10 protein-coding genes are annotated in these 12932 nt (G+C 70.3%); 9 read left to right on the forward strand and 1 reads right to left on the reverse strand.

The window, feature by feature from the left end; translation table 11 throughout:
* The first annotated feature begins 229 nt into the window (after positions 1 to 229).
* From HC031_RS26315 to HC031_RS26325, 3 genes are read left to right on the forward strand one after another with little or no spacing between them, the layout of a single operon-like run.
* Entirely contained in the window at positions 230 to 1318 is a 1089-nt protein-coding gene (locus HC031_RS26315; RefSeq protein WP_338090845.1) for a ferredoxin reductase, read from the forward strand.
* 23 nt (positions 1319 to 1341) lie between these two features.
* The gene (locus HC031_RS26320; RefSeq protein ID WP_167928117.1) at positions 1342 to 2454 is read left to right on the forward strand and encodes a fatty acid desaturase family protein; all 1113 of its coding nucleotides are present in this window, start codon (positions 1342 to 1344) and stop codon (positions 2452 to 2454) included.
* 33 nt (positions 2455 to 2487) lie between these two features.
* Positions 2488 to 3222, forward strand: coding sequence for an SMI1/KNR4 family protein (locus HC031_RS26325; RefSeq protein WP_167928118.1), 735 nt, complete (start codon positions 2488 to 2490; stop codon positions 3220 to 3222).
* On the opposite strand, the gene HC031_RS34090 is transcribed toward HC031_RS26325, so the two are convergent.
* Positions 3195 to 4007: an alcohol dehydrogenase catalytic domain-containing protein gene (locus tag HC031_RS34090; RefSeq protein ID WP_277349811.1), complete on the reverse strand. Its 813-nt coding sequence runs from the start codon at positions 4005 to 4007 to the stop codon at positions 3195 to 3197. The two genes, HC031_RS26325 and HC031_RS34090, sit on opposite strands and share 28 nt — an antisense overlap.
* Before the next feature lie 52 nt (positions 4008 to 4059).
* On the opposite strand from HC031_RS34090, the gene HC031_RS26335 reads away from it, so the two are divergent.
* From HC031_RS26335 to HC031_RS26360, 6 genes are all read left to right on the forward strand, one after another.
* Positions 4060 to 4653 carry an HAD family hydrolase gene (locus HC031_RS26335; RefSeq protein WP_338090843.1) on the forward strand — a complete coding sequence of 198 codons (594 nt, stop codon included), beginning with the start codon at positions 4060 to 4062 and terminating at the stop codon, positions 4651 to 4653.
* A 225-nt stretch (positions 4654 to 4878) separates the two neighbouring features.
* The gene (locus HC031_RS26340) at positions 4879 to 5982 is read left to right on the forward strand and encodes a uroporphyrinogen-III synthase (RefSeq protein WP_167928120.1); all 1104 of its coding nucleotides are present in this window, start codon (positions 4879 to 4881) and stop codon (positions 5980 to 5982) included.
* Between the two features lie 406 nt (positions 5983 to 6388).
* Complete coding sequence (locus HC031_RS26345) at positions 6389 to 8422, forward strand: molybdopterin oxidoreductase family protein (protein WP_205863274.1); 2034 nt, start codon at positions 6389 to 6391, stop codon at positions 8420 to 8422.
* An 86-nt stretch (positions 8423 to 8508) separates the two neighbouring features.
* Positions 8509 to 10971: a nitrite reductase large subunit NirB gene (nirB, locus tag HC031_RS26350; RefSeq protein WP_167928122.1), complete on the forward strand. Its 2463-nt coding sequence runs from the start codon at positions 8509 to 8511 to the stop codon at positions 10969 to 10971.
* Positions 10968 to 11264, forward strand: a complete 297-nt coding sequence (locus HC031_RS26355) for a Rieske (2Fe-2S) protein (protein WP_167928123.1) — start codon at positions 10968 to 10970, stop codon at positions 11262 to 11264. The genes nirB and HC031_RS26355 overlap by 4 nt, the downstream gene beginning before the upstream one ends.
* 1 nt (position 11265) lies before the next feature.
* On the forward strand, positions 11266 to 12624 hold the full coding sequence (locus tag HC031_RS26360; protein WP_167928124.1) for a nitrate/nitrite transporter: 1359 nt from the start codon (positions 11266 to 11268) through the stop codon (positions 12622 to 12624).
* The last annotated feature ends 308 nt before the right edge of the window (positions 12625 to 12932 follow it).

Genomic DNA, 12932 nt, shown 5'->3' on the forward strand with positions numbered 1-12932 from the left:
GGTGTACGGCGACCAGGCGGCCGCGAGAATGCGTCCGCCTGTTCCTGACCCCGGTGGCGCCGTCCGGACGACAGGGCCGTCGGAGTCATCGGTTCCGGACCCCGTTCTCCGCGCAGCCCCTGACCTGTCGACCGGGATCTGGTTAGACACCGGTTACGTAGGGGTAGGTAGCGCACCGCGCGAAGGGGGGTGTCGGTTGGCTGTCGCGTCCAACCCGTCCAGCGGGGCCGTGGTGGAGGGGGCCGGGCGCGAAGGCCGGCTGGCGGTTCGGCGGCGCCTGTTGGAGGCGATCGGCTGGCTGACCACGCCGCTGCTGCCCGACGACTATCTCGGGTTGGTCAATCCGCTCTGGTCGGCGCGGCAGCTGCGCGGACGGGTCGAGGCGGTGCTGGCGGAGACCGTGGACACGGCCACCCTGGTGATCCGCCCGGGGCGGGGCTGGGCGGGGCATCGGGCTGGCCAGTACGTGCGGGTCGGCGTCGACCTCGATGGGGTACGGCACTGGCGCAGTTACTCGCTGTCCTCGCCCCCGGAGCGCGCCGACGGGCGCATCACGATCACGGTCAAGGCGGACCCGACCGGCCTGGTCTCGCGGTACCTGGTCCATCAGATCGCACCGGGAACCGTCGTACACCTCGGGCCGGCGCAGGGGGAGTTCACGCTGCCCGAGCCCCCACTGGGCCGGCTGCTGTTCCTGACCGCGGGCAGCGGGATCACCCCGGTGGCGGCGATGCTGCGCGGTCTGGTGGCGCACGGGTGGATGCCGGACGTGGTGCTGGTGCACTCCGCGCCCACCCCGGCCGAGGTCATCTTCGGCGCGGAGCTGCGCGCCCTGGCCGCCCGGTGTGCCGGCCTGCGGCTATACGAGCGGCACACCCGCACCGCCGGGCGGCTGACGGTGCCGCAGCTGCGCCGCGTCTGCCCGGACTGGCGGCGGCGCCACACCTGGGCGTGCGGCCCGGCCGGCATGCTCGACGAGGTGGAGCGGCACTGGCGGCGGGCCGGGATCGGCGATCGGCTGCACGTGGAGCGGTTCCGGTCCATTGTGACGGCCGGCGGCGACGGCGGTCGGGTCCGGTTCGTCGCCAGCGGTCGGCAGGTCGACGCCGACGGCGTCACCCCGCTGCTGGTGGTCGGCGAGAACGCCGGCGTGCTGATGCCCAGCGGCTGCCGGATGGGCATCTGCTACAGCTGTGTGGCCCGGCTGCGGGCCGGTCGGGTGCGTGATTTGCGCACCGGCCGCGAGTACGGCGACGAGGGAGAGCTGGTCCAGACCTGCGTGTCGGCGGCCGCCGGCCTCGTCGAGATCGACCTGTAGACCGAACTGTGGGAGGCCATGCGATGAGCGCCACCGTGCCCGAAGCGGTCGGTACGACCGGGCACCTGTCCGAGGTCGACATCAAGGAGATCGGCCGGGAGCTCGACCGGCTCCGCGACGAGATCACCGCCAGCCTCGACGATGCCGACGCCCGCTACATCCGCCGGGTCATCGCCGTCCAACGCGGCCTGGAGGTGGGCGGCCGCGCCCTGCTGGCCGTGTCGATCCTGCCGCCGGCCTGGCTGGCCGGCACCACGGCGCTAGCCATCTCCAAGATCCTGGAGAACATGGAGATCGGCCACAACGTCCTGCACGGCCAGTGGGACTGGATGCGCGACCCCGAGATCCACTCCACCACCTGGGAATGGGACTCCGCCTCGCCGGCTGAGGCGTGGAAGCACTCGCACAACTTCGTGCACCACACCTACACCAACGTCCTCGGCAAGGACCGCGACATCGGCTACGCCGCGTTGCGGGTCAGCCCCGAGCAGCCCTGGCACCCGGTCTATCTGGCCCAGCCGGTCTACAACGCGCTGCTGGCCGCCTTCTTCGAGTGGGGCATCGCCATCTACGACGTCGAGCTCGAACGGGCCTGGCGCGGCGAGAAGAGCTGGGCCGAAGCCCTCACCCAGCTGCGTGGCGTCGCACGTAAGGCCGCCCGCCAGGTGGTCAAGGACTACGTCGCGTTTCCGCTGCTGGCCGGCCCGTCGTTCCTGCCCGCGCTGCTGGGCAATGTCACCGCGAACACCGCCCGCAACGTCTGGGCGCACACGGTCATCTTCTGCGGCCACTTTCCCGACGGCGCCGAGGTCTTCGGCGAAGACCGGCTCGACGGCGAGAGCCGCGGTGAGTGGTACGTGCGCCAGCTGCTCGGTTCGGCCAACATCACCGGTGGTCCGCTGCTGCACCTGATGACCGGGAATCTCAGCCACCAGATCGAACACCACCTGTTCCCCGACCTGCCCAGCAACCGCTACGCACAGATTGCCCCCAAGGTCCGCGACCTCTGCGCACGCTACGGGCTGCGCTACAACACCGGCTCGCTGCTGCGCCAGACCGCCACCGTCTGGAAGAACGTCTTCCGCCTGGCGCTGCCCGGTCCGAAACGCGGGCCGGCGAGCGATCGGCCGAGCTGAAGATCGGACGGCCGCGCGCGTAGAGTCGGCAGGATGCGGGCCGGATTCGACCTCGCCCGGGAATTGGCCACCGGCCTCGACGACCGGCAGGCGGCATGGCAGTTCGTCCGACACTTCGCCGCCACCTGGCTGACGCCACTGGCCGAGAGTGACGGCTGGAGCGACGCCGAACTGGACGATGCCGAGCGCCGGCTGGAGCTACGGCTGCCAGCGGCACTGCGGGAGGCGTACGGCCTGTTCGGGCGCCGCCGCGACCTGACCAGCAACCAGGACACGCTGCTGGACCCGGCCGAACTCTACCTCGAACCGACGGGCGAGGCGCTGATCTTCCGCGTGGAAAGCCAAGGCTTCGCGCACTGGGGCGTGTTGACCGCCGACCTGGACAAGCCCGATCCTCCGGTGGTGGTCAAGCTCAACCTCCGCAACGAGCGGGCCGAGTCCTGGGACGCCTGGCTGGGCACGTTCTCCGCGGCGTGCATCGAGATGGTGCTGTCGGAGTCGATCTACGCTCGCGGGGAACTCGGCGACAACAAGGCACAGGACGACGCCGAAGCAGAGCAGCTCGAGCAGCGCTACGAGCAACTCGCCCTGCCCGACTACCCCACCCCGCCGGTCGGCGGTACGGCGGTGCGCTGGTTCACCGGCCCCGACGTGGTGCTGCGCGACGACCAGCAGGGCTGCCTGTGGGTACGCGCCCGCACTGCGGCAGCCCTCGAACGGATGCGCCGCAACCTTCCCGGCTACTGGGAAACGGCCGACCACGGATAGCAACACGACCGGCAACGCAAGTGCTCACTCTGCCCGCGTTGTAGGAAGGTGCCACCGGCGTCGGCTTGGTCCTGGCCCAGATGGCCGCGCGTTGCGGTAGGAGGCGACGGTGGCGACCCGGCCGCCGACGCGTAGGCAGCCGATCGCTTCGTGGAGCCCGCGGCCTCCACCCGCAGCGGGTACCGGTCGACGCCGATCACCCGGGCGCCGGCGCGACGGGCGATCTGCGCAGCCTGCAGCCCGACGGTGCCGAGCCCTACGACGACCGCCGTGTCGCCCACAGACAGTGCCGCGTCGTGAACGCCGCCGAGTGCGACCCGGGTGAGGATGAAGAACACCGCCTGCTCGGGGTCGACGCCGGCCGGCAGTAGGCCTGCGGCTGCGGCGGTGTCGGTGAGTCGATGCCCATCGGCGTGGGGCGCGTCGACGGCGATGAGGTCGCCGACGGCGACGGCCGTGACCGCGGGGCCGACCTGTGTGACCCGGCCGATGGACTCGTAGCCGGGGGCGACCGGGTAGTCGCGGCCCGGCCCATCGAGGTAGATGCGCTGCCCGGTGTGCCAGGTGCGGTGCAGCGCCGCTGCGGCTCCGTGCAGCCACGCCAGCTCGGTGCCGTGGCTGATGCCGGAGACGACAGTGCGCACGTACACGTCGTGGTCGCCGAGCGGTGGCAGGATCTGCTCGATCAGCTCGACGGTGCCGGGGGCGGTGATCAGCAGCCGCCGGCAGGGCGGCCCGGCGGTGGCGCCGAGACCGCTGGTAACGGTGGGCGCGGGGTGGGTCATCGGGACTCCAACAGGGTCGGGAGCTGGTACGCCAGATCGGCAACTCGGCGAGGTGGCGGTCGTTGAACGCGTCGAACCTGGTGGCGTCTCGCCGGATGAGGCGGGCGGGCCACCGTCGGCCCAAGGCCAGGACTACCGGCAGGTCTTCCAGCACTTCCGACCCGGCTTCGACCTCGCCGTCGAGCGCCGACGCCGAGCCGACGCCGGCCTCGCCGAGCACTTCAACGCCCGCGACCTGTATCCGGACGTGCGTGAGTGCCTGGCGGCGCTCATGGCCGACGGCTACTTCGTCGGCGTCGCCGGCAACCAGACCGCCCGCGCCGGCCGGCTGCTGCGTGAGCTGAGTCTCGGCGTCGACCTGATCGCCACCTCCGACGACTGGGGCGCCGAGAAGCCGACCCCGGCCTTCTTCGCCAAGCTGATCGAGTCGGCCGGGTGCGCGCCGGCCGAGATCGCGTACGTGGGGGACCGGCTCGACAACGACATCCTGCCGGCGCTCAACGCCGGCCTCACCACCGTGTTTATCCGCCGTGGGCCGTGGGGCTACTACTACGCCACTCAACCGGAAGTCGAGAAGGCGCACATACGCATCGACAGCCTCGCAGAACTACCCGAGCAGCTACCAAAGCTCAACAGCGAATGCTGAGCATGCCGTACTGCGGCAACATGAGACGCGGTTCGTGGGCGAGCAGGATGGGAGCAGCGGGGCGCGTTGAACAGCGCTGAACCGTGTTCGACCGGGTTGAGCTACTCGGATCGTCTCGCCGACTGGGGTTGGTGGGGCCGTTTTTTCAGGCGCGAAACAACTGATCTACATCGCGGAAATGGGGCCTCGTCAGTCTGGCGGGTAGCAGCGCGAGATGGGGAGCGGATGGGCGCGGGCGCACTGACCGGCTTCACCGTCGCGGTGACCGCCGAGCGTCGCCGCGACGAGATGAGTGCGCTTCTGCAGCGCCGCGACGCCCGGGTCGTCGCCGCCCCCGCCATCTCGATCGTCCCTCTCGCCGATGACGACGCCCTGCGTGCGGCCACCGTGGCCTGCATCGGGCTGGCCCCCGACCTGGTGATCGCTACCACGGGCTTTGGTTTCCGCGGCTGGCTCGAAGCGGCCGAGGGCTGGGGGATGGCCGACGCGCTGCGCTCGGTGCTGCGGTCGGCGCGGCTGATCGCCCGAGGGTCCAAGCCGTGCGGCGCGATCCGGGCTGCCGGCCTCAGCGAGGAGTGGGCGGCGCCGACCGAGGCCTCGGAAGAGGTGTTGCGACGGCTGCTCGCACAGGGTGTCGCCGGGCTGCGGATCGTGGTGCAGGAGCACGGCGAACCGCAGGTCGAGTTCGTCGCGGCGCTGCGTGCGGCCGGCGCCGTCGTGGTCGAGGTCCCGGTCTACCGCTGGGTGCTGCCGCCCGACCCGGTCCCGGTGCACCGGCTGGTCGACCAGATCACCGCCGGGCAGATCGATGCGGTCACGTTCACCAGTGCGCCCGCGGTCAAGGCGTTCCTGCGGTTGGCCGGCGAGGCCGAGGCCGCCGTGCTGGAAAGGTTCCGCACTGGCACGCTTGCCGCGTGCGTCGGCCCGGTTACCGCGGGCCCGCTCGTCGAGCGGAAGGTCCCGGTGGTGATGCCGGAGCGGTACCGGCTGGGCGCGTTGATCAGGACGGTGACCGACGAACTGCCCCGCCGGGCGGTCCGGCTTCGGGTAGCTGGGTCCATCCTCGAGGTACGTGGCCACGCCGTCCTGATCGACGAGGTCCCGCACACTCTCGCCCCGGCCGCGATGGCCATCCTCAAGTCGCTCGCCACCCGCCCCGGTGCAGTGGTGTCGAGGGACCAGTTGATCAGCGCCCTGCCGCGGGGCAACGACGGTCACGCGGTCGAGGTGGCGGTGGCCCGGCTGCGCACGGCGCTCGGCTCCGGCCGGCACATAGAGACCGTGATGAAGCGCGGCTACCGGCTGCGCGTTGACGACCCGGCCGCGTAACCCTCCTGCTCACGATGGTGACCGGTCGGCGATGCCGGGACGAGCATTATCCGCCGACCGTGAGAAAGGCAGCACCTGACCCACCGACCGACCCTGCTCGCGGTCGCCCATGGGAAGCGGCGCCTTGCGATCGCCGCGCATCTGCTCGCCGACGGGCTCTTCTACCGCACGCTGCACCGCGCTGGCGCCGATTTCGTGACGCCCCGCTCTGTCTGGGGCCGGCCGTCGCCGACCTGGTGCTGCGCCGCTACGAGTCCGCCCTCCTCACAACGGCTCCGGCCCTGATGTAGGGATTCCCGAACGTATACGCAACGGCGACGGTCTCGGTGGTAAACAAACGCACGCGAGTATCCGGGGTGTGACGGCGACCGAAACGCACTGCCCCTACTGTGCACTGCAGTGCGGCATGACGTTGATCCCGGAGATCCCTCGGGTCAAGCTGGAGCCGCTCGGCTTTCCGGTAAACCGCGGCGGCCTGTGTGCCAAGGGATTCACCGCGACCGACCTGCTCGACCACAAGGACCGGCTGCTCACCCCGCTGGTGCGCGAGGTTCCGGGTGACCGGCGCTGTCCGCTGCGCGAGGCGACCTGGCACGAGGCGTTCACCCTCGTCATCGAGGCGATCCGACGCAGCCAGCAGGATTACGGGCCGGACAGCGTCGGTGCGTTCGGCGGTGGTGGGCTGACCAATGAGAAGGCGTACGCGCTGGGCAAGTTCGTCCGGGTCGCGTTGCGGTCGGCAGCTGTCGACTACAATGGACGGTTCTGCATGTCGTCCGCGGCCACCGCGGCGAACCGGTCGCTCGGCGTCGACCGCGGCCTGCCGTTCCCGATCGCCGACGTGGCCGGGGCGAAGACCCTTCTGCTGGTCGGTGCCAATCCGGCGGATGCCATGCCACCGTCCATGCAGTACCTGGATGCCGGCCGGGCCGCCGGGGCGAAGCACATCGTGGTCGACCCGCGGCGGACGAGTACGGTCGCCGGGGCGTACCTGCACCTGCAGCCGTTGCCCGGCACGGACCTGGCGCTCGCCAACGGCCTGCTGCACATCGCGATCAGGGAGAACCTGATCGACGAGGTGTACATCCGTGAGCGCACTACCGGCTTCGACGCTGTGCACGCGGCCACGAATGCGTACTGGCCGGAGCGGGTGGAGCGGATGACCGGGGTGCCGGAGGTCCGGCTGCGGGAGACCGTCCGGCTGCTCGCCACCGCCGGCCCGGCGATGATCCTCACCGCGCGCGGCGCCGAGCAGCACAGCAACGGCACCGACACCGCGCAGGCGTACCTCAACCTGGCGCTGGCGCTCGGCCTGGTCGGGCGGCCCTTCGCCGGGTACGGGACGATCACCGGGCAGGGCAACGGGCAGGGCGGCCGCGAGCACGGGCAGAAGGCCGACCAACTGCCCGGCTACCGGCGGCTAGACGACCCCGCCGCCCGTGCGCACGTGGCCGGAGTGTGGGGGATCGACCCGGACGAGCTGCCCCGGCCGGGCCTGTCCGCGTACGAGATGCTGGATCGTCTCGGCACGCCGGGCGGCGTCCGGGTGCTGCTCGTGCTGGCCAGCAACATCGCCGTCTCCGCGCCGAACACCAACCGGGTGCGTGACCGCCTGCGCGCGCTGGACTTCCTGGTCGTGTCGGACATTTTCCGCTCGGAGACCGCCGAGCTCGCCGACGTCGTGCTCCCCACCGCGCAGTGGGCGGAGGAGGAAGGCACGATGACCAACCTGGAGGGTAGGGTCATCCGCCGCCGACGGGCCCTGCCCCCGCCCCCGGACGTGCGCACCGACCTGCAGATGCTCACCGAGCTGGCCGGCCGGCTCGGGCGCGGGGAGTACTTCACCGACGATCCTCGTGCGGTCTTCGAGGAGCTGCGCCGGGCCAGCGCCGGCGGGATCGCGGACTACGCCGGGATCAGCTACGAGCGGATCGACGCCGAGCAGGGCGTGTTCTGGCCCTGCCCGTCCGAGGATCACCCCGGTACGCCACGGCTGTTCACCGACGGCTTTCCGACCTCCACCGGAAAGGCGATGTTCCACCGCGTCGAGCACCGCGATCCGGCCGAGCTGCCCGATCGCGAGTTCCCGTACGTGTTGACCACCGGCCGCAACATGCAGCAATACCAGAGCGGCACTCAGACCCGCCGGGTGAAGGCGCTCACCGTGGCGCTTCCCGAACCGCGCGCGGAGATCCACCCGGATCTGGGCCGCCGGCACGGCATCGCCGACGGCGACCTGGTCGAGCTGCGCAGCCGCCGCGGCGCGGCGGTGCTGCGGGCCCGGTTCAGCGACGGGATCCGCCCGGACACCGTCTTCGCCCCATTCCACTGGCCGGGCGTGAACGCACTGACCAACCCGGCCCTCGACCCGCACTCCCGGATGCCCGCCTTCAAGGTGTGCGCGGTCTCGATCGCCCTGTTCGAGAGAGGAGCCGACTAGGTGAACTCGACCCCTTGTTTCCCGCAAGCCGCGCCGGCCGGGGCCACCGCAACCGTGATCGTCGACCCGGGCCTGGTGGAGGTCTGATGAAGCAGCGCTTGGTGGTCGTCGGAAACGGGATGGCCGGTGCCCGCACGGTCGAGGAGATCCTCGCCCGCGGCGGCGACTTCGCCATCACGATGTTCGGCGACGAGCCGTACGGCAACTACAACCGGATCATGCTTTCGAACCTCCTCGCCGGTGTGGAGGACGAGGCGGGGATCTTTCTCAACGACCTGTCCTGGTACGCCGACAACGGCATCACCCTGCACGCCGGCACCCGGATCGAGCGCATCGACCGGTTCGCCAAGACGGTGTACACGGCCGACGGGACGCCCACCCCGTACGACAAGCTGATCATCGCTACCGGCAGCAGCGCATGGGTCCCACCGATCAAGGGCATCCGTCTTCCCGGGCGCGGCTACCACCAGGGCGTCTTCGTATTCCGAACGCTCGACGACACGCGCGCCATGATCCGGTACGCCCGGGAGCACGAGCGGGCCGTGGTCATCGGCGGCGGTCTGCTCGGCCTCGAGGCCGCCCGCGGCCTGCAGAACCACCTGGACCACGTGACCCTGCTGCACGCCGCGAGCCACCTGATGAACGCCCAGCTCAACGAGAGAGCCGGCAAGACCCTGCAGCGCATCGTGGAGCAGAAGCTCGGCATCGAGGTGGTGGTCGACGCGACGACCACTGAGATCCTCGGCAGGCACGCGGTCACCGGGGTGAGGCTTTCCGACGGCCGGGTCATCGCGTGCGACGTCGTGGTGGTGGCCGCAGGAATCCGCCCCAACTCGCAGGTGGCGGCGGACAGCGGCCTGGTCGTCGAGCGCGGCATCGTGGTGGACGACCAGATGCGCGTCCAGGACGAGGACGACATCTACGCGGTCGGCGAGTGCGCGCAGCACCGCGGTCAGGTGTACGGCCTGGTCGCCCCCCTGTGGGAGCAGGCGAAGGTGCTCGCCGACCACCTCACCGGCGCCGACCCCGACGCCGCGTACCACGGATCGCGGGTGGCCACCAAGCTCAAGGTGGCCGGTGTCGACGTCGCCTCGATGGGCCTGCAGCTGCCCGAGCGCGAGGACGACGAACTGCTGGAGTTCGCCGAGCCGGGGAAGGGCGTCTACTCCAATGTCGTCATCCGCGACGGCCGGCTGGTCGGCGCCACCCTGGTCGGCGACACGCGCAAGGCGGCGTTCCTGATGCAGGCGTTCGACCTCGGGCTGCCGCTGCCCGAGGAACGTGCCGAGCTGCTCTTCGACCTCGGTGGACCGCCGGCCGAGGTGAGCCCCGCCGAGATGGCCGACGACGCTCAGGTCTGTAACTGCAACGGTGTCTCCAAGGGCACGATCTGCGCGACCGTAACCGCCGGCTGCAAGACAGTCGGTGGGGTGATGGACAAGACTCGGGCCGGCAAGGGCTGCGGCACCTGCAGGCCGCTGGTGCAGCGCATCGTCGGGTGGGCTACCGGCGGCGAGGTCGAGGAGGATCCGGCCGCCTCCTGGTACGTGCCCGGCGTGCCGATGCCCAAACCGGAGCTGATGGCCGCCATCCGCCGGCACGAACTCAAGTCGGTCTCCGCGGTCTTCGCCACGCTGGTGCCCGGCGGCACCGAGGACGCCAAAAGCAAGATGGGCCTGGCGTCGCTGCTGAAGATGATGTGGGGCGACGAGTACATCGACGAGCGCGACGCCCGCTTCATCAACGACCGGGTGCACGCCAACATCCAGCGCGACGGCACCTTCTCGGTGGTCCCGCAGATGAAGGGCGGCGTCACCACCCCGGCCCAGCTCAGGCGGATCGCCGAGGTAGCCGAGAAGCACGACGTACCGATGGTCAAGCTCACCGGCGGCCAGCGCATCGACCTGCTCGGCGTCCCCAAGGAGAAGCTGCCACAGATCTGGGCGGACCTGGACATGCCGTCCGGGTACGCGTACGCGAAGAGCTTCCGCACGGTGAAGACCTGCGTCGGCTCGGACTTCTGCCGGTTCGGCGTCGGCGATTCGACCGCGCTCGGCATCGCGCTCGAGGAGCGTTACCAGGGCATCGAGGGTCCGGGCAAGATGAAGCTCGCGGTCACCGGGTGCCCGCGCAACTGCGCCGAGGCATACGTGAAGGATATCGGCGTCGTCGCGATCGACGGCGCCAAATGGGAGATCTATGTGGGGGGCGCCGCCGGCGCCCACGTCCGCAAGGGGGACCTGCTCGCCACGGTCTCCTCGGCCGCGGAGGTCGTCCAGCTCACCGGGCGGTTCCTGCAGTACTACCGGGAGAACGGCAACTGGCTCGAGCGCACCTATGCCTTCGTGCCGCGGGTCGGCATCGACAAGATCAGGGCGATCGTCGTCGACGACGCGCAAGCGATCGCGGCTGATCTCGACGCCGCGATGGACGCCGCGATCGCCGCCTACCGTGACCCGTGGCGGGAACGGACCGACCCGGTGACGCCGGGGCAGTTTCGCACCTCCCTGCCGCTGACCGTGCTGCCCCGGGTTCCGGTGCGCGCATGAGGCCGCTCGGATCGGTCCACGACATCCCGGTCGGCGAGGGTCGCGCGTACGCGGTCGACGGCGAGATGGTCGCCGTCTTCCGGCTGCGCGACGGCTCGCTGCGCGCCACCTCCGCGGTCTGCCCGCACAAGGGCGGGCCGCTGGCCGACGGCCAGATCGACCTCAGGCAGGTGGTGTGCCCGTTGCATCTCAACGCCTGGGACCTCACCACCGGCTGCTCGCTGAGTGGCCAACCCGAGGTGACCGTCTACCCCGTCCGCCTCGATGGCGATCAGATTCTCCTGGGGGAGTGACATGACCGCTACCGTGCCCGCCACCCGTCCTGCGGTCACCATCCGCGGACACTGGATCGACGACTGGCGGCCCGAACAGCACGGCTTCTGGCAGTCCGTCGGCGCCCGGGTCGCGCGTCGCAACCTGATCTTCTCGGTCCTCTCCGAGCACATCGGCTTCTCGGTGTGGTCGCTGTGGTCGGTGATGGTGCTCTTCCTCGGCCCGACATACGGCATCGACCCTGCCGGCAAGTTCCTGCTCACCGCGGTTCCCACGCTGCTCGGCGCGGCGCTGCGCATCCCGTACAGCCTCGCCGTGGCCCGCTTCGGCGGGCGCAACTGGACCGTCTTCAGTGCCGCTCTGCTGCTCGTCCCGTCAATGAGCGCGGCGTTCCTGCTCCGGCCCGGCGTGGCCTACTCCACCCTGCTGATCCTGGCCGCGCTGGCCGGTGTAGGGGGCGGCAACTTCGCCTCCTCGATGACCAACATCAACGCTTTCTACCCGAACCGGCTGAAGGGCTGGGCGTTGGGCGTCAACGCCGGCGGTGGCAACCTCGGCGTCGCCGTGGTGCAGCTGGTCGGCCTGTTCGTGCTCGCGGTCTTCGGCGTCGGTCACCCCGGCATCGTGGCCGGCATCTATCTCCCCCTCATCGTGCTGGCCGCGCTCGGCTCGGCGTTCTACATGGACAACCTGTCCCAGGCCAGAAACGAGAAGCACGCCATGCGCGACGCCGCCCGCGAGCCACACACCTGGATCATGTCACTGCTCTACATCGGTACCTTCGGCTCGTTCATCGGCTTCGGCTTCGCCTTCGGCCAGGTGCTGCAGGTGCAGTTCCACGACCAGTTCGGCACCCCGATCAAGGCCGCCTACCTGACCTTCCTCGGCCCGCTGCTCGGCTCGCTGATCCGCCCGGTCGGCGGCGCCCTGGCCGACCGGCTGGGAGGGGCCAAGGTCACCTTCGCCAACTTCGTCGCAATGGCCGGTGGCGCCGGCATCGTGCTGCTCGCCGCGCAGCAGCGCTCGCTGCCGCTCTATCTCGTGGGGTTCATTGCCCTGTTCGTGTTCAGCGGCATCGGCAACGGTTCGACGTACAAGATGATCCCAGCGATCTTCAATGCCAAGTACGCCGACGACGAGCACGCGGCCCGCAGGATCGCCGGCGCGGTGATCGGCATCGCCGGCGCGCTCGGCGCGTTCGGCGGGGTGCTGGTCAACCTGGTGTTCCGCCAGTCGTTCCTGGCGACCAGGAGCGCGGACGCGGCATACCTGGCGTTCATCGGCTTCTACGCACTGTGCGTGCTGGTCACCTGGGCGGTCTACCTGCGCCGCTCCGCCAGTGGCGCCGTTCGTAGTGGTCGCGGCGAATGTTCTGCATGAAGGCGTGTCCGGTGATGACTGTCTGCGCTGGCTGTGGCAGCGGACTCGAATATCCGTCCGCGTCCGACGATGCGGCCGACGATGCGGTCGCGGCCATCGGGTGGATCCTCACTGTACGTGCGGTACCGCGGCGATTGCGGGACGTCGGCGTACCGGCGGGCGCGCTGCCAGACATCGTCGAGCATGCACTCGCTGACCGGTCCATCAGCCAGGTCCCATGCCACGTCGATCGCGACAGCCTGCAGGACTTGCTACGTGCAGCGTGGTAGCGCCGGACAGCGGATCCGGTCGGTGTTCGCCGGTCATGT

It is taken from the genome of Planosporangium thailandense, from assembly GCF_011947195.1.
Lineage (GTDB): Bacteria > Actinomycetota > Actinomycetes > Mycobacteriales > Micromonosporaceae > Planosporangium > Planosporangium thailandense.

Bases quoted from the DNA above. Each gene is read 5' to 3' on its own strand.
- nirB (WP_167928122.1), top strand. From the start codon at position 8,509: ATGAAGCAGCGCTTGGTGGTCGTCGGAAACGGGATGGCCGGTGCCCGC.
- HC031_RS34090 (WP_277349811.1), bottom strand. From the start codon at position 4,007: ATGACCCACCCCGCGCCCACCGTTACCAGCGGTCTCGGCGCCACCGCC.
- HC031_RS26355 (WP_167928123.1), top strand. From the start codon at position 10,968: ATGAGGCCGCTCGGATCGGTCCACGACATCCCGGTCGGCGAGGGTCGC.
- HC031_RS26340 (WP_167928120.1), top strand. From the start codon at position 4,879: ATGGGCGCGGGCGCACTGACCGGCTTCACCGTCGCGGTGACCGCCGAG.
- HC031_RS26345 (WP_205863274.1), top strand. From the start codon at position 6,389: ATGACGTTGATCCCGGAGATCCCTCGGGTCAAGCTGGAGCCGCTCGGC.
- HC031_RS26360 (WP_167928124.1), top strand. From the start codon at position 11,266: ATGACCGCTACCGTGCCCGCCACCCGTCCTGCGGTCACCATCCGCGGA.
- HC031_RS26325 (WP_167928118.1), top strand. From the start codon at position 2,488: ATGCGGGCCGGATTCGACCTCGCCCGGGAATTGGCCACCGGCCTCGAC.
- HC031_RS26320 (WP_167928117.1), top strand. From the start codon at position 1,342: ATGAGCGCCACCGTGCCCGAAGCGGTCGGTACGACCGGGCACCTGTCC.